Consider the following 26,544-nt stretch of genomic DNA (forward strand, 5'->3'; position numbering starts at 1 on the left):
TTTAACCCTCATATTAATATTAGGCTGACCCCGAGGTTTGGAGAAGCGACATGGCTTATAGCGAAAAGGTAATTGATCATTACGAAAATCCTCGTAATGTTGGTGTTTTAGACAAAAATGCGGAAAACGTGGGCACGGGTATGGTCGGTGCGCCTGCCTGTGGTGACGTGATGCGTTTACAAATTCAAGTCGATGACAATGGCGTAATTGAAGAAGCTCGCTTCAAAACCTACGGTTGTGGTTCTGCAATCGCATCAAGCTCACTTGTAACCGAATGGTTAAAGGGCAAAACCCTTGATGAAGCTCAGGCAATCAAGAACATTGACATTGCAACTGAACTTGCACTTCCACCAGTCAAGGTACACTGCTCTGTATTGGCTGAAGATGCGATTAAAGCTGCGATTGAAGACTATCGCGGTAAGAAAGCCAAAGTTTAAATTGACCATTGATCAAACATTGGAGTTTTCATGATCCATTTAACTGAAAATGCTGCGACTCACATCAGCAATTACCTGCAAAACCGTGGTAAGGGTGAAGGCATTCGTATTGGTGTGAAAACTTCGGGTTGTTCTGGGTTGGCTTATGTGCTTGAGTTTGTCGATGATGTCGATACACATGATCAAGTCTTTGAACAACTCGGTGTTAAAGTTTTTGTTGATCCTAAAAGTCTGGTTTATCTCAATGGTTTAGAGATGGACTATGTCAAAAATGGTCTAAACGAAGGCTTTGAGTTTAACAACCCAAATCAAAAAGGTGAATGTGGTTGCGGTGAATCATTTACTGTTTAACTTCATACACCCTCTTTATTTTTCGTCAAAACAGTGTGTTCCGCACTGTTTTAACGTATTTATCAATAGCGGAATTCATCTCCCATGAATCATTTTGAGTTGTTCCAATTACCAGAAGCACTCGATATAGATTTAGCAGCTTTAAAAAAACAGTTTTTAAGTTTGCAACAGCAATATCATCCAGACAAAGCCACTGACAAAGATCAGGCATTGATCAAGTCAAGTGAAATCAACCAAGCCTATAAAGTGCTCTCACAAGTGGATAGCCGTGCTGCGTATTTGCTTGCCTTAAAAAAACAAGACCACCATCTTGACCAATCCATTAATGATTTTGAGTTTCTGCAATCCGCACTTGAAATGCGTGAGCAGCTTGACGAAGCCACATCAGCAGATCAGCTACGCACATTAAAAGTTGATGTGCAACAATGGATTGATGGCCTAGTCCGAGAGTTCAAGATTGATTATGCGGATGAAGACTGGGCTGAGGCACGTGATACCGTTCGTAAGCTGCGTTTTTTCCAACGTGTGATGAATGATATTGATAAAGCTGAAGATCGTATGCTGGACGAAGAAGATAGCTTCGATCTGGACGATGATTTTTAGACGTCCTTTGCGGAACTTCAATCGTTCCTCAAGGACGTTATTACCGATTATTTAAGGGATACCGCACGCATGGCACTTTTGCAAATTGCTGAACCTGGTCAATCGACTGCCCCGCATCAACATCGTATTGCGATTGGCATTGACCTAGGGACAACCCACTCTTTAGTGGCGACAGTGCTATCGGGAAAACCGAAAGTTCTACAGGATGACAAAGGTCGGGTTCTGCTCCCCTCTATTGTTCATTATGCAAAGGATGCAACCACATTTGGCTATGAAGCCAAACCATTTATGTTGACTGACCCGAAAAACACCATCGTTTCAGTAAAACGTTTTATGGGCCGCTCACAGGCAGATATCAAATTCCAGCATCCATACACACTTGTTGGTGCAGAAAATGAAATGCCAGCATTTGAAACGGTTGCTGGCCGTAAAACACCTGTTGAAATTTCTGCTGAAATTCTAAAACAGTTAAAGGACCGTGCAGAAGCAAGCCTGAACAACCCTGTGAATGGTGCAGTGATTACCGTTCCTGCTTATTTTGATGAAGCACAGCGTCAGGCAACTCGTGATGCAGCCCAGCTTGCGGGTTTAAATGTTTTGCGCTTACTGAATGAACCAACGGCTGCCGCGGTTGCCTATGGCTTGGATCAGGACACCAACCTCAGTACAGACCGTAATTATGTGATTTACGATTTGGGTGGCGGTACTTTTGACGTCTCCATCCTGCGTTTTTCACAAGGTGTGTTTGAAGTTCTGGCAACAGGTGGACATACCGCACTGGGTGGTGATGACCTTGATCGCTTAATCGTAAAATGGGCAAAAAAACAGCTCAATATTGATACCTTAAGCGATGAAGAATATGCTGTTTTTGTAATTGCGGCACGTCAGGCTAAAGAACATTTAACAGATCACGAAACTGCTGAATTAAAATTATTGGATGATCGTCTGATTTTAGATCGCCCAACCTTTGAATCAATCATTCAGGTTGCACTCGATAAAACTATGAGTGTGTGTAAGCGTGTATTACGTGATGCCAAACTTGAATTGGATGAGATTGAGCATGTGGTACTTGTTGGTGGTTCAACTCGTTCATATGCTGTTCAACAAGCAGTACGTAAGTTATTTAAACGTGAGCCACTCTGTACCATCAACCCAGATGAAGTGGTTGCCATTGGCGCTGCAATTACTGCGAATCAGCTCATTGGGAATAGCCAAGATGGTTCATTACTGCTTGATGTCACTCCACTCTCCCTCGGCTTGGAGACGATGGGCGGCTTGGTTGAACGCTTGATCTCACGTAATACAGCAATTCCTGTCGCGCGCCGTCAAGAATTCACCACCTATCAAGATGGACAAACCGCCATGTTGATTCATGTGGTACAGGGTGAACGTGATCTGGTTGAGCATTGCCGTTCATTGGGCCGTTTTGTGTTGCACGGCATTCCGCCAATGACTGCGGGTCAGGCACGCATTGAAGTGACATTCCAGGTAGATGCAGATGGCCTACTCACTGTATCAGCAAAAGAAACCACTTCTGGCGTACAGGCTCAGATTGATATCAAGCCATCCTATGGTCTATCCGCAGCGGATACAGAACGTTTACTGGTAGAGGGTTTCCAACATGCAGAGGAAGATAAAAATCTTCGCCACTTGCAGGAAACCAAGGTTGAAGCCCAACGTGAGCTGGAAGCTTTGGAACAGGCGTTAAAAGCGGATACCGATCTACTCACCCAACAGCAGGCTCGTGATCTCATTCTTGCAGCAGAAGCCCTAAAGGCACGTCTCAAGACCAATGATCTTGCAGCAATTGAACAGGCTGTTCAACAGCTTAAAATTCACAGTGATGCCTTTGCCGCACTTCGTATGAACCGACATATTGACCATGCCTTAAAAGGTACAAAACTTGAAGATTGGTCAAACTCAAATTAAAGGTATAGGTGATCAATATGCCACGTATTAAAGTTCTTCCACACCCTCAAATTTGCCCTGAAGGTGCAGAATTTGAAGTAGAGCCGAATGCCAATTTATGCCAAAGCTTACTTAAGCAAGGCATTAAAATCGAGCATGCCTGTGATATGTCATGTGCCTGTACCACATGCCATGTGATTGTTCGTAAAGGTTTTGACAGCCTTGAGGAAATGAATGACGTTGAAGCAGACTTGCTTGACCGCGCATGGGGTCTGGAACCCGATTCCCGCCTGTCTTGTCAGGTTAAGATTGTTGATGAAGATTTAGAGATCGAAATCCCTAAATACACCATCAACCATGCTTCAGAAAATCATTAAACCTAAATAGTTTCCCGAAAATATGAAAAGCTAGAGTTGATCTCTAGCTTTTTTATTTAACCGAAAATTAGGGATCGATGCGCGGCTGCGCCCGCCATGGTGCCATCACCAACCGCCAAAGGCACTGAACTGCCTAAACGTGCAACATCACCACAGGCAAAAATACCTGCCACTGATGTTTCTTTCATTGTATTGGTTTTAATCGCCTCACCCATTGCATTCTGCTCAATTTCACAGCCGAGCTTGAATATCCAGTCTTGAGCAATCGTGCATTTTGTTGTTGCAAATATACCGTCCAATTGAATAACTGAGCCATCTGCCAACACAACATCACTCCGCCCTGTAATTTCTTGAATTGCTCTGTTTTCAATATGAACCCCTCTTGCCTTGAGTTGAACAAGCAACTCATCTGGTACGGGATAATCATTGATAAAGATGGTCGTCTTACCCCAATCTGGAAGCATCATTGCCATATGGGCTGAATGTTCTGAACTTGCGATAATCCCGATTTTACCCTGATTAAGTTCATAACCATGACAGTAAGGACAATGGAAAATGGTTTTTCCCCAGCGTTCAGCCAAACCCGAAATCTCAGGCAGTTGATCAGTAATTCCAGCCGCAATGATCAATCGCCTTGCCGTGACTGAACGAGTGGCATCAATACACACAGCAAAACCATCATTGACCCTTTCTATACGCTTTACACTTCCATCTTCCCACTGAACTGTTTTATAAGCCAATACCTGCTCTTTTGCGATTTGAGCAATTTCACTGGCTTTTGTACCATCCCGTGTTAAGAAACCATGTGAATATTCAGCAAAACGATTTCGTCTTTGTCCTGCATCAATAATAACCACATTTCTACGAGCCCTTGCCAATGGCATTGCCGCAGCCAGTCCTGCATAACTACCACCAATAATTGCAACATCGTACTGCATGAGAATCACCTATATGTAACTTTTAAAGTTACATTAATACTTTTCATTTTAATTTGCAACTTTTGATGTTACATTAAGGGTTACTTTTTACCATTTCACTTATTGATTTCATGCGCACCGACAGTAAACTTTCCCGAATGCTTCATGTGCTGTTACACATGGCCAGACAGAAAAAAACCTTTACCTCCGATGAAATTGCACAGATGCTTTCAACTAATCCAGTGGTGGTTAGACGTACCATGTCAGGTTTAAAAAAGGCAGGTTTTGTACACTCAGAAAAAGGTGCAGGTGGAGGTTGGCAATTGACAGCTGATCTGGAGAAAATTACCTTATGGGACATTTATCAGGCTGTGGGTGAACCTACGATTTTCGCCATTGGAAATGAAAGAGAGAATCCAGAATGTCTGGTTGAACAAGTGGTTAATGCGGCACTGGATCATGCAATTCAGGATGCTCAGAACATCCTGATTCGACAATTGAAAGCAACAACCCTCGCGTCTCTGGCTGCACAATTTGATCATTTATGTGAAATGCATTCACACTAGATAAGTGAATAACATATCACTTTTGGGAGGTTTATTATCTTACTTCATCATCCAGGGTCAGTTTTGGAATTCCCTGTGCATTGGTAATCTTCTGCTGCTTTTTAATTCGGTCTATCATTTTTTCTAAAATTTCAACCAATTCAGGATATTCATAATTTTGTACTTCCTCTAAATTAAGTACCAAATGAAAACCCTTATATTCAAAATCAAACCATTTTTGGGTATCTGATTTCTTGCCAGTGAATTTTTCCATCACCTGCCAGGTTTTTACAGGTCCCTGAATTCCTTTTAAGTAAATTGGTACTTTAGGCACACAAAGAAATTCATTTTTAATCAGCTGATGTGTGTCATCCGCAATCAGGATTTCATCCACTTCCGCAGCAGACTGTAAACGTGCCGCCAGGTTTACATCACGTCCCACAATGGTATAGGCCATACGATGCGAAGCACCATAGTTCCCAACGTGGCAATAACCTGTACTAATCCCCATGCGGATATGCAAGGCTGGATAGCCCATTTTCTTCCAGCGTTCACGCAAAAGTTTCATTTGCTGGCGCATGGAAATTGCCATTTCCAGACAGGATTTCGCATCCTGCTCCACACCCTGTGAGTTTGGATCACCAAAGAAAATGAGGATTGCATCTCCCATAAACTTATCCACAGTTGCCTCATACTGCTTGGCAATTTCAGTCATGTGGCTGAGATAATCATTGAGCAGGAAAGCTAGATCATCTGGAATAAGTGTTTCTGAGAGTTCAGTGAAACCTTGAATGTCTGAGAAGAAAACCGTTAATTTTTTACGTTTATATTCAATTTTTGCCTCAGCCTCACCCCGCATAATCGATTGCCATAACTGGAGTGGCGCATAACGACTAAGCTGGTTGGCAAATGCAATATAGCGTGTCATTTGATTATGGTAATGCTGGCGTTGCTGTCCCAGAATATTGAGACGACGATGCTGATAGTAGTTACCAATCACAATGAACATCATCAGGCCAAGCAAGCTCACAACGGTCAGTTCGGGATTGGTTGGCTCAAAGTATTCTTCCGCATCAAAGATAAAAAAAGTACAGAAATAAAAGACCAGCACACCAATCAGCCCAATCAGGCAACCAATTGGCAGGGAAATCTTGTTATTTAGGCCAACATACAATAAGGCAAATAAAATGGTAAACGTAGGGACAAGACTTAAATGTAGACCCGCAAGAACAATGGCAACAATAATGGCTTCACAGGCAAAGAGAACATTCTTTTCGGTGACTTTGTCATATTTATATTGCAGCCACTTTTCCAGTTTAGGACAGAACAGGAAATAGACCAATAATAAAGGGAGGATATAGAGTTGAAAGCTAGCACTGGTAGAGGTAAATGTATAGATGACCAAAATCAGCGACAAGATCGAATATCCCATCAATCGATGAAAGTAAGCGAACTGTCTAGGCTCTTTATCAATTAACCTATCTAGTGGCACTCCGTCCTCCTTTTCTTATTATAGAATACGGCTTTTATTCTATTTTCTTTCTGGCTCAGTCCATGCGCCAGTCAAATGGCATATCACCCTGACCGCGTAATGCAAGCATTAGGGTCTGGCGCATATGTGCCAATACATCATTGCTATAAGGCACAGCTGGTGTACCCCAAACAGGTTTAGGCCATGCCACATCATTCTGATAGCGCACGACATGGTGAAAATGCAGTTGTGGAACCACATTCCCCAGAGCGGCAACATTCATCTTATCCGCACGGAATACACGGGCGAGTTGGCTGGATAACCAGCTTGACTCACGTAGAAACTGTTCCTGATCTGCCTGGCTGAGTTCATATAGTTCTGTAATACCTGGTACACGTGGTACAAGGATCAACCAGGGAAATTGCATATCATTCATTAAACGACATGTTGAAAGCGGGAAGTCGCCTACAAAAAATGTATCTTGAGCAAGTTGTGGATGCAAACTAAACATATCTTTATAAATGATGCAGAATAATGATGATCAATACTATCACATCAGTTTTGATGTGAATATTATTAGTAACCTGTTTGATTACAAATAACAATGATTTTCCTCATTTATTGGCACAACATCCGATCAAAAAATGGTTATTTTTCACCGACAAACCTATATTCGCTTAATTAAACATCAATCTATTTTTCAACTAACTATGCAACTCACCCAGCAATTTATTCAGTAGCTCAACGATAAACTGGATACGTTTGTCATATTCAGCCAACTGCACCATGACTTTCAGGCGCTGACCACCTTCCATACGGTAATAGGTCGGGTTCTTCTGCATCAGTTGAATAATACTGATCGCCTGCACAGGCGTATCAGGCGCAAACTCAATGTAGCCGCCATTACTATTGATATCAATTTTGGTAATGCCCAACTGTTCTGCCCTCAAACGTATTTGATGAACGCTGAATAGTTGCTTGACAGGTTGCGGTGGAATCCCAAAACGGTCTATCAATTCCATGCGGATGTTATCGAGTTTCTCCTGGGTATCGGTATTACTGATACGTTTATAAAATAATAAACGTTGATGTACATCCCCCAGATAATCATCTGGAATCAGGGCTGGCATGTGCAGGTTGATTTCAGCCGTCAATGACAATGGCGCATCGAAGTTCGGTGTCTTGCCTTTCTGAATGGCTTTGGTGGCTTTTTCCAGCATTTCCATATACAGGCTATAACCAATCGCCTGCATCGAGCCACTTTGTTGCTCACCCAGTAATTCACCTGCGCCACGGATTTCCAGATCTTCGGTTGCCAACATAAAGCCAGCACCTAAAGTCGATGCACGTTGAATGGCATCAAGACGTTTTTCCGCATCACCTTTAAGATGTTTAATGGAAGGCACTAACAAATAAGCATAGGCCTGATGGTGTGAACGTCCGACACGGCCACGCAATTGATGCAACTGCGCTAAACCCAGTTTGTCTGCACGTTCAATAATAATGGTATTGGCATTTGGAACATCAATCCCTGTCTCAATAATGGTTGAACACACCAGAACGTTGTAATCTTTATGATAGAACTGCTGCATCACCTGTTCCAGCTCACGTTCACGCATTTGCCCATGTGCCACTCCCACTCGTGCTTCTGGCACTAAATGACGAATGCTTTCAGCTGCCCTTTCAATGGTTTCCACTTCATTATGCAGCAAATAGACCTGACCCCCACGCAGCAATTCACGCAGAATTGCTTCCTTGATGGAGTCATCCGTATGTTCCTGTACAAAGGTTTTAACAGCCAAACGACGCGCTGGTGGCGTTGCGATAATCGAGAGATCACGCATTCCAGAGAATGCCATATTTAAGGTACGTGGAATCGGTGTCGCAGTTAAGGTCAGCATATCCACATCGGCACGCAATGCCTTGATTCGTTCCTTATCCCGCACGCCAAAACGATGTTCTTCATCGACAATCATCAGTCCAAGGTTTTTAAATTGCACATTCTCTTGTAGGATTTTATGTGTACCAACGACGATATCGACTTTACCCTCGGCCAAATCCTCAATGGTTTTCAGATGCGCCTTATTACTGCCAAAACGGGACAATACTTCAATACGCACCGCAGTATCGGCAAAGCGATCTTTAAAGGATTCATAATGCTGCTGCGCCAATAAGGTGGTGGGCACCAGCACCGCCACCTGTTTACCATTTTGCACAGCGACAAAAGCAGCACGCATGGCAACTTCGGTTTTGCCAAAGCCCACATCACCACAGACCAGACGATCCATCGGTTTGGCGAGTTGCATATCATGTAAAGTCGCTTCAATCGCATTGGCTTGGTCTAGGGTTTCTTCATAAGCAAAGCCACTGGCAAATTGCATATAGCCTGTATGATCCATTTCAAATGCAAAGCCTGGCTTGGACTGACGACGTGCCTGAATATGCAGCAACTCAGCCGCAACATCATGGATTTGTTCCAGTGCTTTACGCTTGGCCTTGCTCCATGTATCTGTACCTAATTTATGTAGCGGTGCAAGGTCAGGATCACCACCGCTATAACGACTGATAAGGTGTAAATTGGTCACAGGCACATAAACTTTTGCACCATCGGCATAATCAAGCTGTAAAAACTCATGATCCTGCTGATCAATTTCCAGCGTCATCAAGCCTGCATAACGTCCAACACCGTGATCAATATGCACCACAGGCGCACCAATGCTCAACTCAGTTAAGCTACGGATTAAAAATTCTTCGGAAACTTCCTGTTGGCGTTTACGGCGGCGTTGTACCACACGATGTTCATACAACTGATTTTCAGAAATCACCGAAAGTTGATTCGTTAGCAACAAGCCCCGATCTAAAGGCGCGCTGGTAATGGCAACCTGTAACTGATCTTTCTGGAACTGGGCAAAACTGTCTACGGTTTGAATTTCACCTAATACCGCCCTCAAAGCATCTTTTAAAGTTTCACGGCGGCCTGCACTTTCCGCAACCAATAAAACTGGATGTCTAGCTTGATCAACATAATGTTTCACTGCCTCAAAAGGCTGTTGCTTTTTAGGATCAACTGCAAGTTTGGGTGGTTGTTCAGCAGCTAGATTGAGCACACCTGCTTTGGCTTCAAATGCTTCTGCTGAGGCTAAGATTCGTGGAAATTGATTTAATGCCTTTAACACATGATTTGGCATTAAAAATAATTCCTCAGGAGGAAGAATCGGTTGATCAATGTTATGACGACGATCCTCATAACGACGAACCACTTCTTTCCAGAAGTTGATGAGTTCATCTTCAACTTCATTATTTGTAATGACAACGCAATGCTTTGGTAAGTAGGTTGTGAGGATACTTTGCGCCTCCATTAGCTTTTTATCAAAGAATAATGGTAGGTAAAATTCCAGACCTGGGGTCGCAATGCCCTCTAGCACATCCTGATAAATGGGATTTTTCTTGGGATTGGCTGTCGGAAAACTTTCCGCATAACGATTTCTAAAAGTCGAACGCCCCTCTTTTAATGGAAACTCTTTGGCTGGTAAAACCGTAAAGTTTTTTAAGGATTCAGTGGTGCGCTGCGTTTCTGGATCAAAGAATTTCAGACTCTCAATTTCATCATCAAATAAGTCAATACGAATCGGTTGTTCTTGACCAGAGGCATAAATATCCATGATGCTGCCACGAACCGCAAATTCGCCGTGATCATAAACTGTATCGACCAAACGATAACCCGCTTGCACCAACTGTTTTTTCTGTGTCTCTAAATCAAGCTTTTGCCCCACTTTAATATCAAAGTGTTCGCCCACAACCCATGAATATGGTGCAACCCGTTGCGCCAGTGTACTTGCTGAAATCAGTAAAATGCCCTTTTGTGGCATATTGGAAAGAATTGCTAAACGCTCTGACACAATATCCTGATGTGGAGACAAACGATCATAGGGCAAAATTTCCCAATCAGGGAAAATGGTGGGCTTGATGCCATAAAATTCCAGTTCACTTTCCAGTTGGGCAAGATGCTGGTTATTCCTTGCCACAATCACATAGAGATTTGAGCTTTGCGTCGCAATTTCTTTAAATAATAATGCAGCAGATGACCCCAGCAATGAACCGATCCAGCGTTTTTCGCCTGCTTTGAATTGTTGTAGGTTTAATTGAGAGATTTCTTGTTGAAACATAGAGAAAATCGTGCAATTTAAAGGACAATTGACCTAGTTTAGCATGATGCTTTTTGTGTGGATATGAATCCAGAAAGAAGACTAACTGGATTTATCCTTTAATTTTTTCTCTAACTGTTGATCCATCAAACGAAATAAGGGGCGGGTTAAATTCATAACCGTAGTAGGTGCGGTATTCAGCAAGGTATTAGCAATTGCACCACTGGTACTGGTAATACGATAGGACTTTTGCTGTACTGCCTTGACGATCCATCCTGCCGCAGTAGACGTATCCAGCATTCGCATATGTTTATAAATCGTTGTTTTAGATGACATCGGTGTGCGTACCATTGGGAAATAGACAATACTCACATCCACTCCCTGATCACCTAATTCCATTTTTAAGGAACGGGAAAATGATTCCAGTGCCGATTTACTGGCTAAATACGCTGAAAATAACGGAATGGGAACTTGGGTGGACATGGTCGAGATATTAATCACATGCCCTCCACCATTTTCTAGAAAATGTGGCAATAAACCCAATGTCATACGGACGGCAGCAAAATAATTGATTTGCATGGTACGCTCAAAATCATGTAGCCGATCCAGTGCCTGAATAATTGGACGGCGTATCGAGCGAGCCGCATTATTTACCAGAACATCAACCCTTGTATGATCATTTAATATCTGCTCAATACAACTTTTTGCATCATCCTCCTGAGTAATATCCACAGGATAAATCCATGCTTGACCACCTTGTTGCTGAATTAGCTGCTGCACTCGTTCCAATTCATCTTTACGACGGGCGATTAAACACATTTTGGCACCCAATGCAGCCAGTTGAATGGCAGCCTGTTCGCCAATCCCACCCGACGCACCTGTCAGTACAATGGTTTTTCCCTGTAAATTTTTCATACTTTTTCCTATTCTCTATACTGTCCATATATAACCTATCTTGGTCTCATTGGTTTGACCTAAAATTATTTTCTATTTGCCACTTTGATCAATTTTAATTAAATACGCCTAAATCTCATAGCTCGTTTTTTGATGAACTTATTGAATTTTCCAGTTTTATATATTGTAATTTTAGTTCTTACTTAAGCTTTATAAATACAGAAAAGCATTCCTTGGAAAATCTAAGGAATGCTTTTCTTAATAGTTAGGATGCGAATTTGGCATCAGGAAAGAAACGTTCTTCAATCAGGTCATAACACCACTGGAAGATAAATGTATAAACCAGAATACACATGGTCAAACCAAAATCCAGAATCAGGGCATCAAGAAAGCTCATCTGCATCATATAGGCAATGATCGGAATGGTCACAAGCATCAAACCACCCTCAAAACCAACCGCATGCAAAATACGGACTGGAATAGTTCTTTGCCACTGATATTTATATTCTATTTTCTCGAAATAATGGTTAAAAATCATGTTCCAGACTACGGAAATAGCCGCCATAATCACACCTAGAATACCAGTCACTTCTAAAGGCATATTAAAAATAAAACTTAACGCAATTGCGATGATGACCAATAAAATCACTTCATAGCTCATCGCATGAACGAGTCTTCTCTTGGAGATCAACATTTCTATAACACTCTGTTGTTTGGATAATGTGCATTTTATTTTTATAATTTTGATTAATCCAATCAGGTTCTTTCACTTTCTTTGATAGATTAGTTTTGACAGATGAATATTAATCAAGAACAACTTCTCATGTTTCAAACCGTCATTGAAACGGGTTCATTTTCTGCCGCTGCCCGTAAACTCGGTAAGGTTCCCTCTGCGGTGAGTATGTCGATTGCCAATCTGGAAATCGACCTGAACCTGAATTTATTTGAACGGGTTGGACGTGAACCAGTGCCTACGGCCGAGGCAATGGTGCTGTATGAAAAAACCCAGCAACTGTTGATTGAAATGAATCAATGGAAACAACATGCCCATGCACTCAGTACTGGACTGGAATCCACATTAAATATTGTGGTGGTTTCTGAGCTACTGCACACCAACTGGACAGATTACATCACCCTGCTTGAGCAACACTTTCCCAGCCTCGTCCTGAATATTGTGTCTGCGCCACAGGAAGATGCCCTACAAATGCTGCTTGATCAGACTGCCCAGTTGGCACTGATGTTTGAACGGGAGCATTTAGATAGTCGTGAACAGTTTGTTGAATTAAAAAGAGAGGCTTTGGTTCCTGTTATTGCAAAAAATCACCCTCTTGCTCAACTTAAACAAGTTTCATTTGAGCAAATGGTGCAAACCCGACAGATTGTGGTGGCCAGCCGAGACCATACCATTAAACCTGAGTTGCTATTTTCCAAAGATTACTGGCGTACTGATAACCATCACTCTGCCTGTATGATGATTGTGCGGAACTTGGGTTGGGGGGTTTTACCACTGGAAATGTTTAATGAAAATCCTGAATTAAAGAAAAAGTTAAAAATCATGGAACTGTATGATTTCACCCCAAAATTTGAATATTATGTGGATTTGGTCTGGAGTCGTGAAAGCGACTTGGGTGCAGCAGCACGCTTCTTAATTGAGCATATTCGGACACAACGCCAACTCGAAAATAAATAATGAATGTATGAATCTTAATCTGAGATTAAAGCGATGCTTTGTTTTCACGAAGATTGTGCTATAACAGAAGTTACCAATAATACTGTTTAGCAAGAAATCTATAGCAATGACTGAATCTGCATTACATCAATTAAAGAATTTAACCACTGTTGTTGCTGATAGTAGTGATCTGGAAGCAATTGAAAAATTTCGCCCTTTGGATGCCACCACCAATCCATCACTGATCACGGCTGCTGCTGAACAACCAGAAAGTAAAGAACTGATTGAAGATGCCTATGCACAGGCAAAACAGGAAAATTATCAGGGTGATGAACTGATTGAACGCACCATTGATATTTTAACGGTGAAATTTGGTGTTGAAATTTTAAAGCTGATTGATGGCCGTGTATCAACTGAGGTGGATGCCTCTCTGTCTTATGATACCCAAGCCACCATTGCCAAAGCCCGTGAACTGTCCAGACTTTATCAGGGCTATGGTATTGAGCAGTCTCGTATCCTCATTAAAATTGCATCAACATGGGAAGGGATTCAGGCGGCTAAGGTTTTAGAAGCTGAGGGAATCCCATGTAACCTCACCTTGTTGTTTGGCCTACATCAAGCCCAAGCCTGTGCTGATGCCAAAGTCACGCTGATTTCCCCTTTTGTGGGCCGTATTCTGGATTGGTATAAAAAGGCTGAGGGCGTTGATCAATATCCAATTGAAAAAGACCCAGGCGTATTATCGGTTAAGAAAATCTATAACTACTACAAGCAACACGGCATTCCAACACAGGTGATGGGGGCAAGCTTCCGCAGTACCGCACAGGTTTTAGGTTTGGCAGGTTGTGATTTATTGACCATTGCGCCAAATTTATTGGCACAACTGGATCAGGATCAACAAACAGTTGCTGCCCAACTGAGCAGCGAAGCCGCACAACAGGCGGAAAAAATTGAACGCCCTACCCAGACCAAGGAAAGCTTTAAGGCTGAACTTGAGCAGGATTTAATGGCTTTCCAGTTACTGCAAAGCGGTATTGATGGCTTTATCAAGGCGCGTGACCAGCTCAGCCTACTATTGCGCCAATCATTTGGAATTGATGCTGAAATCAAGCCATAATTAGTCGATTTTTCACCTATAAAAAACCGATTTTTGTTACTATAGCAAAAATCGGTTTTTTAATGAGTTTATTGTGTTTGGTATAACAGATTTAACCACTTACATCATTGGTACAGTGTTGATCATCTTATTACCTGGCCCCAACTCATTATATGTCATGTCGATTGCATCACGTTATGGTATCCAAACAGGCTTTTGGGGAGCATTAGGCGTATTAACAGGTGATTCTATTTTAATTCTGCTCACTATTTTTGGAGCAGCTTCGCTTTTAAAAACCTTTCCTATTTTATTTGTCATTCTAAAAATAATTGGTGGTGCCTACTTGGCTTATTTAGGGTTTAAGCTGTTACAGGGTGCCTATCAAACATGGAACAAACCACAACAGCATACAGAAATGGCTGATTTACCTCAATTAGATCAAGTCCACCCCTACCGTACTGCACTGAGTATCAGTTTGCTTAATCCCAAAGCCATCCTGTTTTTTCTGTCTTTCTTTGTGCAGTTCGTCAAGCCAGACTATGCCTATCCTGCATTAAGTTTTTTAATTCTGGCGATTATTCTGCAATTGATTAGCTTTAGTTATTTAACCGCCTTGATCTTTTCGGGTATTAAATTGGCAGCTTTCTTTAAACATAACCTTAAACTGGCAGCAAGTGGTATTTTTCTGGTTGGCATCCTATTTTTTGGTTTTGGTCTTAAACTCGCAACTTCAACGCTGACTTAATGCCACGTTGGGTCGAATGATCAATTTATCCAATCATTTTAGAACTACGATTTAGCTGATATTAACGATATACTTTTCAACAAATTTTAATCAAGTATAGATGCATAGATGCAACGCCTTATTCAAGATTTTTCCATTCCTGCCGTATTTGCTGGTTTTATCACCTTTCTAATCGGGATTAGCGTTTCTGCTGTCTTGGTGATACAGGGTGCTCAATCTCTAGGGGCAAGTACTGCTCAAATCGGTTCATGGTTTTGGGCATTGGGGCTGGCAATTGGTCTATCAGGCTCAATCTTGTCATGGAAATATAAATATCCTGTGGCGACTGCATGGTCGACCCCTGGGATTGCACTGATTATCGCTTCTACAGGCCATTATGATCTTTATGAAGCCATTGGCGCTTTTCTGATTTGTGGGATTGCGATTGCAGTAGTCGGATTTTCAGGCATTTTTCAAAAATTATTGGCGCATATTCCGCAAAGCCTGACCTGTGCCATGCTGGCAGGTATCTTGCTAAAATTTGGCATCCAGATTTTTAGCAGTATGCAAACTCATCTGGGCTTTATCCTGAGTATGCTGCTGATTTATCTGGTCGCAAAAAGGCTGTTTCCGCGTTACAGCATCGTCCTCACCGTAATTTTAGGGGCGATCATTTGCCCCTTATTTGTTGAATTTCAATTTCACTCCATCACATGGTCTTTGGCACAACCTGTCTGGATGCAACCTGCATTTTCATGGTCTGCCTTACTTGGCCTGGCTTTACCGCTGTTTGTAATTAATATGACCTCACAGAACTTGCCAGGCATTGCCATGATCAAGAGTTATGGCTATCAACCGCATGTCAATCAACTGATCGGCTGGACGGGCATTGCGCATACCATCTTTGCACCGTTTGGCTGTTTTTCGATAAATCTGGCGGCGATTAGTGCGGCTGTCAGTCTGGATGATCAGGTTCACCCCGACCCAGACAAACGTTATATTGCAGGCATCAGTTGCGGTGTGTTCTATATTTTAATGGGCTTGTTTGCAGCAACACTGGTCAGTTTACTGATGTCATTTCCACAAATTTTTATTGTAGCACTGGCTGGAATTGCCTTGTTTGCAACCATTAGCCACAACGTTGCAATTGCCTTTGCAAATGTCGAAGAACGTGAAGCCGCCTTACTGACTTTTTTATGCAGTGCTTCTGGAGTGCAGTTCTGGGGGATTGGTTCAGCTTTTTGGGGATTGATCTTAGGTATTTTTGTTTTGATCCTATTCAGGTTGAAACTCAAAAATAAGCCTTAGTTTCCTAAGGCTTATTTAAGAAATGAATTGGTTAACCGCTATTTTTCCTCTAACTCTTTCTGCGCCTCTTCATCGTTTAAAATTCGCCCAGCCTGCTTAGGTCGGATTAATGGCGCAGTCGGACGTGGATGTGCATGGGTATATTGCAGACCAACACCTGCATAAACATCATCCGCAGCAATTTCTGTTTCAAAACGCTCATCATCACGCTCACGAATTTCATCAGTAATACGCTGTACCTCATCTTCATCGGCACCCAATTGTTGCAAAATCACGCCACCAAACTTGATTGCTGATTCAAAGGTTTCACGAATCATATAATCAACTTTTTGCTTGACTAGATAAAGTGAGTGTTCACGGTCATAAGAACGTACCAGCAGCTTGGCCAGTGGAAATTCATGCGTCACCAGCTCCACAATTCGATTGGTGGTTTCTTTACTATCGACACACACCACGATAGCCTGTGCCGTAGCCGCCCCCGATGCATGCAGAATATCCAGACGGCAACCATCACCATAATAGATTTTAAAACCAAATTTTTCCGCGTTTTGAATCATGTCAATGTCATTATCAATAATGGTGACATCGACACCTCTTGCCAGCAGCAATTGACTGGTCACCTGCCCAAAACGGCCAAAGCCGATCATCAGAATACTGCCACTGAGTCCATCGGCAACATTAACATTGTCTAAATTAACTTCATCCTTGGTTTGAGTAAATCGCTTGAATACAATCCCCAGAATAGGTGTCAACACCATTGAAAGTACGATAATTGCGGTCAAGTTCGACTTGATTGTACTATCAATCACCTGGGCACTGACAGCCGCAGCAAACAACACAAATGCAAATTCACCACCCTGCGCCATCAGCAATGCACGATCCAGCGCTTCGGTATGTGAGCTTTTGCTGACACGGGCAACGATATAAATCATCAATGCCTTGGCAAACATCATCGCCAACACACCACTTAGAATAAGCTGCCAGTTTTGGGCAACCACGGACAAGTCAAGCGACATGCCGACACCGAGGAAAAATAGGCCCAGTAATAGCCCACGAAACGGTTCAATATCCGCTTCAATCTGATGCCTAAATGTTGACTCAGACAACAAGACCCCTGCAAGAAAAGCACCCATCGCCATAGATAAACCACTGACCTGCATCAGCAATGCAGCACCCAGCACAACCAGTAATGCTGCTGCGGTCATGACTTCCCGCGCCTTTGCAGCCGCCAGCAATCGAAACAGAGGATTCAGCAACCAGTAACCTGCTGCAATCAATCCTGCAATTGCAATCAGGCCAATGCCGATATTTTGCAAACGTGCGGAGGTGGTTTCCACCACATGGTTGGGCGCCATAAATGCTACGATAGCCAATAAAGGTACAATCAATAAATCTTCAAACAATAAAATGGCAACAATCTTCTGTCCCTGTGGCTGGGCAATATCACCCCGATCTCCCAGTAACTGCATCACAATTGCTGTTGAAGTGAGTACAAAACCAGCCGCACCAATAAACGCCACCTGCCATGTGAAGCCAAATAATAGTCCCACACCTGTCAGTGCTGTCGCACAGGCTACAATCTGCAATGTCCCTAGGCCAAAGATTTCGCGTCTGAGTCCCCATAAATGTGAAGGCTGCATTTCCAGACCAATCACAAACAGGTACATGACAATCCCTAATTCTGCGATATGTAAAATTGATGCAGAATCGTGGAAAAAAGCAAAGCCAAATGGTCCAATGATCAAGCCTGCAATTAAGTAACCCAGTACCGAACCCAAACCTATTCGTTTAAAAATAGGGACTGCTATCACAGCCGCGGCCAATAAAACCACGGGTGCAATTAAGCTGATTGAATGTGCCTCTGAACTCATGTTGTTCTCATTTTTATCAATGCGATTTTATTCTATGTGAAAGCTTAAAAGACTTATATATCATTTATGAGACATAGCCTCTCAATTCATTTATTTTCATGCAGATAGAAACAAAAAAGCCGTCAACCATGACGACTTTTTTGTGTTCATCTTGAAAATCTAAAGTTATAGCTCACGGACAACTACACTTTTTGCGATTTTGTCATGCCAGCCTTGTTTTTTGCTATCGAATGCAATCCAGATAAAACCAAGAAAGAAAACAAGCGTAGATGGGAAATAACCAATATAACGAAGAACGGCTTGCCCAACCGTCAAGTTTTCGCCTGTTTTTTCATCCAGTACCTTTAAACGTAATAAACGTTTTCCAGGTGTTCCTGCAAATTTTACCCAACATACAATATAAAAAACTGCACCAATAATTTGACCAAGCCAATCTGACCATGTCCAGCCTGTAAAACCACTTGAAGCATTTGGTGCGATAATCATCATAATCGGAATTAAAGCAACGATCAGGATAATCGAGTCAATAATTGAAGCTAATAGACGTATCCAAAAACCTGCATATTCGTATGTATGTGACATTTTCCCCTCTCATTTTATTTCTATAAGAATCAATATGTATAAATGATATGCGCCTAAGCATATCATTTATACAGTATTTTGTTTTAATTCACGATCAAAAAATTCAACTGTACGTTGCCAAACCACCTTTGCTTCAGGTAAACCACGACTGACGCTGCGGAATCCGTGTGGCATGTTATAGGTATAGGCTTCAACCCGATCACCCAGTTCCTGAATCAATTTGTTGCGCTTGGTTGCTGGACAGAATGGATCAACGTTTGACCAATGCCCCTGCAAAATGCGAATGTCATCCAGAGATTCTTTTTTAGGTACACCTGCACCTTGAATTCCCAGTGAATGATGATAAACCACAGGTGCCAGCATATCCTCACGCTTTGCCATTTGAATAACATAACCACCCGTTAGGCATTGTCCCAACATACCCAGGCGACCATTCGAACGTGGATCAGCTTTTAATGCATCAAGTAACACATGAATTTCTTTATTCATATCACTATCGGCAGCATTGATTCGCCCAGCCTTACTGACCATTGCCCGAATACAATACTTGACTGCACCACCACTAAATAAATTGGGTACATAAACCAGATAGCCACGATTTGCCAAGTCCTGCGCATCTTCCCGATACACATCCAGTACGCCAAACAACTCATGCAACAATAAAATTGCAGGGACTTTTTCTGAAGTCTGTGCAGGCGCATACACTTCCACATCTATCTGGCGTGTTGGTAATGTGATTGTTTTTATTTCCATTTCAGCTATCCATTTTTTTAAATCGCTTTTATATTATTTTTGACAATATTAATTGTCAAATAAAAAAGGACATCCGAAGATATCCTGATCATCAATTTTCTAAACTTAGCCATATATGAGTTATAGATCTTTCATCCACATTAACTTGAAATTTTTACTGTTATTTATTTTGGGCTAATTTAGCCGCCATTGCTGTGGCACTCTGGCTGATGAGATTTTCGTAAGTTTGTTTAAATGCTTCCTCACTGTTTGGTGTTACATCGTAAGTTACTTTTTTACTATTATGCCCCCCAATACCACTGCCTGTAGCCAAAGAGAATAAACCACTGACCACTGCGGATGTGGCATTGCCTATTGCTTCTTTCTTTTTCGATTCAGCAGAAGTTGATTCTATAGACTGGAAAATATTCTGATTCGCTTCAAGATTATCTGAAAGGTACACCGCACCTGTATGACGCGGCCTACGACTGGTCGTAAAAGTTCTTGCACCTGCATCTGTCACAAACTGAAATGCTGTATCCTCAGCCACCAGCTCGGGTACATAATCAATTGATGATTTGGCATTTGAGGATAATGACGCTAAAACACCTGGTTTTCTACTATGCGGTTCAGCAAAGTTGGCTAAGTAATTGACATGCAATAAAGTCACGCCTAGTGCTTTTGCCAGCTCACCCTCTTTCATACCACGCCCCTGATTCTGGACATCAACACGTTGTTTAAAATCACCTCGTGCTGTACCACTGGAAAAATACGCTTTCTGACCTGTCGGGGCGAAAATCTTACTGATGGTGGTTTCGCCCTTAACCAACTCTTTGTCATTGAATTGGTATGGAGAATTTACCCCATATTTTTCTGCAAGTTTCTGATAATCAGGATTTGCTAATAATGCTGTTGGTTCTACAACTTCAAAACCTGCCTGTTTTAATGCGGTCACTGTATCAGCATATGCCTGATCAGTAATTACCTGCATCGTGGTATCGCTCACACCTGTGAGGGTCGCAACAATGGCGCTGCTACTCGAACCTGCCATTCCACCCGCAGTCGCCGTGGCAAAACGCTGGGTATAAAATTCCACCCCAAATTCGGCAATCACCACTTTATTATGACCCTTGATGGCATCAGCTTTATCACTACCCACTGAAGCCGCAGCAAAAACAGAGGAAGCAACCAAACTGGATGAAGCCAATAACAATGCAGACAATAAGGGTTTAAGATAAACAGTTTTCATTTGATATTCCCTATTCAAATCCAGGATTTTAAGTTTTCGATAAAACAGGACATTCGAAAATGCCCTATTCCTCTCAAATAAATGATTAGCTATGGTTTATCTCGTACACACAATAAGGCCATCAGATGTTGGTCCTGAATTTGCATAAACTTGAGTATTCACCTGAACAACCTGACCATTCGTGATGGAAACAGTGATACTTGGTCCACTCAATGTGCCATTGCTAACGGTTGTGTCGTTGGCAATAACCGTAAGGGATGGAGATTTAATATATAAAGTATCGCTTAACCCACCATCTAACTTCGCAGAAACAGTAAGGTTCTCACCTTTCTTGGTTGTCTGTTTGACCGTAATTGTGTCACTCGTTTTAGTAATCGTACATGCAGCATATGTTCCTGATGGTGATGCTGGAATGGTATCGGTAAAGTCAGAAATCGTACTTGCACCACAGTTTCCATACATACCATTGCCATTGTCCTTACTACATGCAGCAGTTTTATAACTCACCTGAGATGTGGTTGGTGTTGTCGGATTTGTTGTGTTGGTATCCTGATAAATCAAGGCGCCATTCTTAACTGTTAATGCCTGTGTTGTACCACTTACAGCCTCAAGCAATGCATTCTGGAAAGTCACCTGTGCTGTATTGCCATTCTTGGTGAATACCGCACCTGTACAGGCATAGGTTGTGCCCACACCACATGCCCAGGCATATTTATCATTTTCAAGCTGAATGCTCTTAACAGCTGTTCCTGAAATAGTCACTTTCACATTCTGCTTTTTATCGGCATTAAAGAATGTATAAATATCAGGTGACGTAATCACTGTTGTGCTGGCTTTACTAAAGCTACAGAAATCTTGTGGGGCATTTTTAAAGCCAAGCTTATCATCCGCGCCATTCGATTCACACAAATCAGATGTGCTTGGTTCTGTCGGTTGCGTTGGGTTTGTAGGCTGGGTCGGAGTCGTTGCCGTACCTTTATTGGAAACTAGTTTTACACCGCCCTCACCACCCGCCATACCCTGCGGTTCAACGGTTAAATAACCTGTTGCTGGATCATAACTGATATACAGTTCCACACCTGTTCCAGCAGCATTATAGAAAGTGAGTGCATTCGAATGAAAATCAGATAAGGTGTGTTGTCTATAGCTATAGGTAAAGGCTTGGGTTTTCCCCTGAATGGTTACATTACCCTCTTTGGTAATACCAACTTTATGTATGCTGCCAACAGGAAACTCTGTAGCTGCCCCACCGAAGCTACTTTCCACTTTTAAATAATAGTCATCTTTTTTCAGTGCATTTAAAAACTCTGTTGTATTGCTTGCAGATGCAGCCGTTAATGGACCTGAAACCTTTGGATCTGTTGTTGGATTGGCTGGTGCAGCATCAGGAAGTGCTGCCACATCTCCTGCTTTTACTTTTTCAATCAGGGCAGCGTAATCTTTAATTGTTGCTTGATTGGCAGCCAATGACGCTGCAAAGGCATCCAGAGCTTTATCAAATGCGTCATCAATCGCAAATTTGGTTGTTAATAAATCAAAGTTTTCTGGTAACTGATAACCATCTGCCTTGAGTTGTTTAGTTAAATTATCTACAGCAGTTTTCAATGTGGTTTCTAAAATCGGTTGATAGGTTTTGTACCAGTCACTTGGCGTTTGTGAGCTTGCCAAAGCCAGAGCAAGATCAGTAAATGGCGTAATATTGACATTACCCGCTTTTGCAGCATAACCATGCAAGGTTTGGGTATCTGATGCTTTCACTTCCAATGCACAAGGTAGTTTAGTGCTATCCACCTGCCCTGACCATTCCCCCTGTTCATTGGTTTTAACCTCATTTTTAAACCCACTGCCATCTTTACAACTCGCTGTGACACTGGCATTTTTAATCGCTGCCCCAACGGCTGCTGTTCCAGCTAAATCACTGTAGGTTATGGTCGGTGTTGGTGATACGTTACTTTGCTGATCATCGTCATCATGACATGCTGTCAGTAGCACACTGGCAGCAATACAAGCACTCAATAAACTTTTTTTTAACATACGAACCCCATTCGTTATTTCATCCCTTTCGTGATGACAGTAACGTTTTTAGGGTTTTCTGCGTATCCCCAGTTCAGGGGGATAGCCTAAAATCTATTTTGACTTCAAAAACTTGCTTACAATGTGAATATTCAATGAGTTGTGATACTTCTTCATACACGCTAAGGTATAGGCTGTATTTATATAATTATGAGTTATTGCCATGTCACCTCATCATGCATACCCACTTCCAGTCAGTGAACAGGATTATCTTGATGGCGAATTGCTGACTGATATTAAACATGAATATATTCATGGCGAAGTCTATGCAATGGCTGGGGCAAAAGCAGCGCATAACAGAATTACCCTCAACATTTCCTCTGCATTACACCAACACTTAAAGGGAAAAACCTGCCAGCCTTATAGCGGAGATATGAAAGTTAAAGTAGATGGCTGTTATTTCTATCCTGATGCACTGGTTGATTGTTCAGATTTAGCAGATGACAGTGTTTTTACAGAAACACCGACCATTATTGTTGAGGTATTGTCTAAATCCACTCGCCAGATCGATCGTGTTATCAAACGTGAAAAATATCTACAGATTCCGACCCTACAGGAATATATCCTGATTGAACAGGATATTGCCGAGATTGAAGTGGTACGTCGCAGCCAAAACTGGCAATCTCATTTCTACTATTTGGAAGATCACATTACACTGGACTCAATTGGTTTAACCATTTCAGTTGAAGATATTTATGACCGTGTCAAAAATGAAGATGTAGTGACATGGTTAGAGAAGAAAGCCCTAGCAGAACAAAACGTATCAAATTAAACCATATTGCTGTGCCAGCAATGCCGCTTCAGCACGGGAGGAGATATGCAACTTTTGATAAATTGTCTTGATATAACCATTTATGGTATGGCTGGATAATTTCAATTCGTAGGCAATTTCAGCGACCTGATGCCCCTTGGCAATATAAACAAGCACCTGTTTTTCCCGATTGGTTAAAGTCAGGGACTGTATGGCCTGTTGCTTTTGCTGGTTAAGCTGTTCATGTGTTTTAACATAATTAAGTAGTTTCTGCGTCATGCTTGGGGAAAAGGCATGGATTCCAGCAATCAGGTTTTTCAAATGCTGCTGAAATACAGTTGGTTCAAGGTCTTTCAGCAAGTACCCTTTTGCACCATGACAAATGGCCTCAAACAGATATTGGTCATCTTCAAAAATTGTCACCACCACACTCAGGGTATTGGCAGAATGTTGTGCCAGCCAGTCAATCACCTCTGTTCCCTTTCCATCAGGCAAGGAAAGGTCAATCAAGGCCAGATCATAATGTTGTGACAATAATGCCTGCTTTGCTTCCTTTACACTATAAACCTGCTGGATACGAATACCTGCAAAGGTTTCAAGCAACATCTGTTTGATCCATGCATTGACTTCCAGTATATCTTCTAAAATCAATGCCGTTCGAATCATCTTTATACCCATTTATATATTTACATCCATTACTTTTTGCCACAGTCGCTATAATGGAAAAATCAACTCTACCCTTAAACCTTTTGCCTCTGGCAGGCTGTGGAAATGCAGCGTTGCCGAAAGTTCAGTTGCACGTTCCCTCAGGTTTTTAAGCCCATTCCCCCCAGACTGGTTAGCTTCACCATCAAAACCAGTGCCATCATCACAAATGACTGAAACCAGTTGTGAGTCAGACAAGCTAATGTCAATGATTACACTCTGGGCATTGGCATACTTCATTATATTACTGATGATTTCCCGAAGCATAGAAATATAATGCCTGTATTGTGCATAACTCAAGGTAATGGGTGCATCTCCAAGCTTTTGTTGCCAGTTCAGTTCTATCCCACAACTTTGTAGGCGGGTCGCAACCTCATATTCAAATTCCTGCAAGATCACATTTAACTCAACCCCTGTACCTAATAGCCCATTAACGATGGTACGCATTTCAGCAATCGCCTGACGAATGGCCTGCTTGGCTTGATCCACATCTTTCTGGTAGAGACCCGATAATAGTTTCGCCCCCAGATCATCATGTAGATCACGGGCGATACGGTGTCTTTCCTCACGCACACCATTGTCATAGGCAACCCGACTCTCTACTGCCTGAGCTAAAAACGGTAATAGATTCTGGATCAGTTGCTGGTCATATTCACTAAACAAACGGCGGCCTTGCTGCGGATAGCTGAGACGCATTGCTGCCAACCCCGCAACCTGTGGGGTATACAGCACCAGTCCATTGTCTTCAATTTGGCTGTGACTTGCCTGTTCACTTATCTCAAGGTTTAATGGCTGAAACAGGTCATTCAACAAGGCTTTCCACTGTAGCTGTCGTTCCTGCTCATTCACCGCAAAGCTGACCTGCAAGATTCGCTCAAACAGTTCGCTGTCGGATAACTTTTTGCGTTGTAACAGGCGCGCCTGTAGCCAGCCACGGATAGGCAGCCAGACCAGACCACAAATCAGGATGGCCAGACTGAGTGACATAAGTGGACTGAGCACCATAACCAAAAGCGCATCCAGTAGCACCAGTAAAAAAGCCCCCAACAGATAAAACAGGATACGAAATATCCAACTTTCCAGCTCAAATAACCTATAACGTGCCACACCCTGTACCACTCCCACATAGATCAGCAGGAAAAATAGGAAAGCATAACCCTGTGACATGGCGGCATCTATATCCAAAAGGTTTGGCATACTCACCAGCAAAACAGGAATACCTGCACCCAGCATAAGAGACAAGCCAAACCAGCGTAAAGCAGCCTGTGCAACGGGATCATATTTTGTCTTACGATATTGCCACCAGCTCAGCAATAAAATAATGCTTAGCGCGATCAACAGTGGAACAAAGGCACCAATCGGAGGGCCAGAAAAGAATACCTTGAACATATCGCACAGCCACCAACAGAATGTACCGACAACAAACAGCAGTTGTAATCTGGGTGGAAGCAAACGGGCGGTAGGATAATTAGAAAACAGTAATACCAATACAATGCCAAACAATGCAGCACCTGTATGGTTAAGGTTGGACAACAGCTCAAATAAGGGTGCTGGCAAGGCAAGTATCCGAGTACTATAAATAGCAGCCGAGAATGCCGCTGCCATAATGCAGCAACCAGCAATAAACAGGATCAAGGTGGTATAGCGTTTGCGGCTCATGCCCCATACCCAGCCCCCAATTAAAAAACTGCTCAGCCCCACCAAAATTTGCACCCAGAACACCATAGGCAAACTATTCACAGGTCGTCTGGGTTTTACATCCAGCACGATACTATTTCCATTGGCAAACTGCATACTGATTTGTCGTTGGCGTAGCACACCTGCCAAATAATCCTGACGGGAAAAAAACTGCCTGCTTTGCTGATAGGTTTCCAGTTGGTCAGGATCCTCCATGACATCCTGCTCAACCAGTTCTATTCTGTTTCGGCCATCTGCACTGGCAATTGACTGGACGATCTGTCCCTGTTGAACACCTCCAAGCGGCATGCTGATGGTATCCACCACTATATGTTGTTTATCCAGTGCCAGCGTCAAACCAAACCAGGGTTGATAGAGTGCAGTCATCACTGCAAGCAGTGTCAGCATTATTCCAGTGAGTAGAATGCCCCACATCGCAACAAAAGGTGTTTTTATCAT

At 42.4% G+C, this 26,544-nt stretch carries 24 protein-coding genes; 11 read left to right on the plus strand and 13 right to left on the minus strand.

The genetic code is table 11. From position 1 onward, the window contains the following. The first annotated feature begins 50 nt into the window (after positions 1–50). The 5 genes from iscU (at position 51) to fdx (ending at position 3,676) form a co-directional block, all read left to right on the plus strand. Complete coding sequence (gene iscU / locus N5J47_RS00650; protein WP_279958837.1) at positions 51–437, plus strand: Fe-S cluster assembly scaffold IscU; 387 nt, start codon at positions 51–53, stop codon at positions 435–437. 30 nt (positions 438–467) lie between these two features. After that, positions 468–788, plus strand: coding sequence for an iron-sulfur cluster assembly protein IscA (iscA, locus tag N5J47_RS00655; RefSeq protein ID WP_267979740.1), 321 nt, complete (start codon positions 468–470; stop codon positions 786–788). 84 nt (positions 789–872) lie between these two features. Next, positions 873–1,391, plus strand: a complete 519-nt coding sequence (gene hscB, locus N5J47_RS00660) for a Fe-S protein assembly co-chaperone HscB (protein ID WP_279958838.1) — start codon at positions 873–875, stop codon at positions 1,389–1,391. 69 nt (positions 1,392–1,460) lie between these two features. Next, a complete protein-coding gene (hscA, locus tag N5J47_RS00665) occupies positions 1,461–3,320 on the plus strand; it encodes a Fe-S protein assembly chaperone HscA (protein ID WP_279958839.1) in 1,860 nt (619 codons plus the stop codon). A gap of 17 nt (positions 3,321–3,337) precedes the next feature. Then, positions 3,338–3,676 carry an ISC system 2Fe-2S type ferredoxin gene (fdx, locus tag N5J47_RS00670; RefSeq protein ID WP_279958840.1) on the plus strand — a complete coding sequence of 113 codons (339 nt, stop codon included), beginning with the start codon at positions 3,338–3,340 and terminating at the stop codon, positions 3,674–3,676. Between the two features lie 56 nt (positions 3,677–3,732). Here fdx and N5J47_RS00675 read toward each other — a convergent pair whose 3' ends face one another. Then, complete coding sequence (locus N5J47_RS00675; protein WP_279958841.1) at positions 3,733–4,614, minus strand: NAD(P)/FAD-dependent oxidoreductase; 882 nt, start codon at positions 4,612–4,614, stop codon at positions 3,733–3,735. Positions 4,615–4,724: 110 nt separating this feature from the next. Between N5J47_RS00675 and N5J47_RS00680 the strand changes: the two genes are divergently transcribed. After that, the gene (locus tag N5J47_RS00680; protein ID WP_279958842.1) at positions 4,725–5,159 is read left to right on the plus strand and encodes an Rrf2 family transcriptional regulator; all 435 of its coding nucleotides are present in this window, start codon (positions 4,725–4,727) and stop codon (positions 5,157–5,159) included. 34 nt (positions 5,160–5,193) lie between these two features. Here the strand turns inward: N5J47_RS00680 and N5J47_RS00685 are convergent, their stop codons facing one another. The 5 genes from N5J47_RS00685 to aceI all read right to left on the minus strand — a co-directional run bounded on the left by N5J47_RS00685 (position 5,194) and on the right by aceI (position 12,342). After that, positions 5,194–6,630 (minus strand): adenylate/guanylate cyclase domain-containing protein, encoded by a 1,437-nt coding sequence (locus N5J47_RS00685; protein ID WP_279958843.1) that lies wholly within the window; start codon positions 6,628–6,630, stop codon positions 5,194–5,196. A gap of 55 nt (positions 6,631–6,685) precedes the next feature. Then, positions 6,686–7,120, minus strand: coding sequence for an HIT domain-containing protein (locus N5J47_RS00690; RefSeq protein WP_004759860.1), 435 nt, complete (start codon positions 7,118–7,120; stop codon positions 6,686–6,688). 193 nt (positions 7,121–7,313) lie between these two features. Continuing rightward, positions 7,314–10,775: a transcription-repair coupling factor gene (gene mfd / locus N5J47_RS00695; RefSeq protein WP_279958844.1), complete on the minus strand. Its 3,462-nt coding sequence runs from the start codon at positions 10,773–10,775 to the stop codon at positions 7,314–7,316. Between the two features lie 81 nt (positions 10,776–10,856). Then, a complete protein-coding gene (locus N5J47_RS00700) occupies positions 10,857–11,669 on the minus strand; it encodes an SDR family NAD(P)-dependent oxidoreductase (RefSeq protein ID WP_279958845.1) in 813 nt (270 codons plus the stop codon). Between the two features lie 244 nt (positions 11,670–11,913). Then, entirely contained in the window at positions 11,914–12,342 is a 429-nt protein-coding gene (gene aceI, locus N5J47_RS00705; protein ID WP_279958846.1) for a chlorhexidine efflux PACE transporter AceI, read from the minus strand. A gap of 102 nt (positions 12,343–12,444) precedes the next feature. On the opposite strand from aceI, the gene N5J47_RS00710 reads away from it, so the two are divergent. The 4 genes from N5J47_RS00710 to N5J47_RS00725 all read left to right on the plus strand — a co-directional run bounded on the left by N5J47_RS00710 (position 12,445) and on the right by N5J47_RS00725 (position 16,445). Next, a complete protein-coding gene (locus N5J47_RS00710; RefSeq protein WP_279958847.1) occupies positions 12,445–13,338 on the plus strand; it encodes a LysR family transcriptional regulator in 894 nt (297 codons plus the stop codon). Positions 13,339–13,444: 106 nt separating this feature from the next. Then, complete coding sequence (tal, locus tag N5J47_RS00715; RefSeq protein WP_279958848.1) at positions 13,445–14,434, plus strand: transaldolase; 990 nt, start codon at positions 13,445–13,447, stop codon at positions 14,432–14,434. 73 nt (positions 14,435–14,507) lie between these two features. Continuing rightward, on the plus strand, positions 14,508–15,158 hold the full coding sequence (gene leuE, locus N5J47_RS00720) for a leucine efflux protein LeuE (RefSeq protein ID WP_279958849.1): 651 nt from the start codon (positions 14,508–14,510) through the stop codon (positions 15,156–15,158). Between the two features lie 108 nt (positions 15,159–15,266). Further along, positions 15,267–16,445, plus strand: coding sequence for a benzoate/H(+) symporter BenE family transporter (locus N5J47_RS00725; protein WP_279958850.1), 1,179 nt, complete (start codon positions 15,267–15,269; stop codon positions 16,443–16,445). Positions 16,446–16,483: 38 nt separating this feature from the next. On the opposite strand, the gene N5J47_RS00730 is transcribed toward N5J47_RS00725, so the two are convergent. From N5J47_RS00730 to N5J47_RS00750, 5 genes are all read right to left on the minus strand, one after another. Then, positions 16,484–18,316, minus strand: a complete 1,833-nt coding sequence (locus tag N5J47_RS00730; protein ID WP_279958851.1) for a monovalent cation:proton antiporter-2 (CPA2) family protein — start codon at positions 18,314–18,316, stop codon at positions 16,484–16,486. Positions 18,317–18,481: 165 nt separating this feature from the next. After that, positions 18,482–18,898: an RDD family protein gene (locus N5J47_RS00735; RefSeq protein ID WP_279958852.1), complete on the minus strand. Its 417-nt coding sequence runs from the start codon at positions 18,896–18,898 to the stop codon at positions 18,482–18,484. 66 nt (positions 18,899–18,964) lie between these two features. Further along, the gene (locus N5J47_RS00740) at positions 18,965–19,651 is read right to left on the minus strand and encodes a dienelactone hydrolase family protein (protein ID WP_279958853.1); all 687 of its coding nucleotides are present in this window, start codon (positions 19,649–19,651) and stop codon (positions 18,965–18,967) included. 160 nt (positions 19,652–19,811) lie between these two features. Continuing rightward, entirely contained in the window at positions 19,812–20,879 is a 1,068-nt protein-coding gene (locus tag N5J47_RS00745; RefSeq protein WP_279958854.1) for a hypothetical protein, read from the minus strand. 96 nt (positions 20,880–20,975) lie between these two features. Further along, entirely contained in the window at positions 20,976–22,913 is a 1,938-nt protein-coding gene (locus tag N5J47_RS00750) for a hypothetical protein (RefSeq protein ID WP_279958855.1), read from the minus strand. A 202-nt stretch (positions 22,914–23,115) separates the two neighbouring features. On the opposite strand from N5J47_RS00750, the gene N5J47_RS00755 reads away from it, so the two are divergent. Then, entirely contained in the window at positions 23,116–23,724 is a 609-nt protein-coding gene (locus N5J47_RS00755; RefSeq protein WP_279958856.1) for a Uma2 family endonuclease, read from the plus strand. Here the strand turns inward: N5J47_RS00755 and N5J47_RS00760 are convergent. Both N5J47_RS00760 and N5J47_RS00765 read right to left on the minus strand, forming a co-directional pair. Continuing rightward, a complete protein-coding gene (locus N5J47_RS00760; RefSeq protein WP_279958857.1) occupies positions 23,716–24,369 on the minus strand; it encodes a response regulator transcription factor in 654 nt (217 codons plus the stop codon). The genes N5J47_RS00755 and N5J47_RS00760 overlap by 9 nt on opposite strands. Positions 24,370–24,417: 48 nt before the next feature. Beyond that, on the minus strand, positions 24,418–26,544 hold the full coding sequence (locus N5J47_RS00765) for a two-component sensor histidine kinase (protein WP_279958858.1): 2,127 nt from the start codon (positions 26,542–26,544) through the stop codon (positions 24,418–24,420).

The organism is Acinetobacter sp. GD03645 (assembly GCF_029845285.1).
GTDB classification, from domain to species: Bacteria; Pseudomonadota; Gammaproteobacteria; order Pseudomonadales; family Moraxellaceae; genus Acinetobacter; species Acinetobacter corruptisaponis.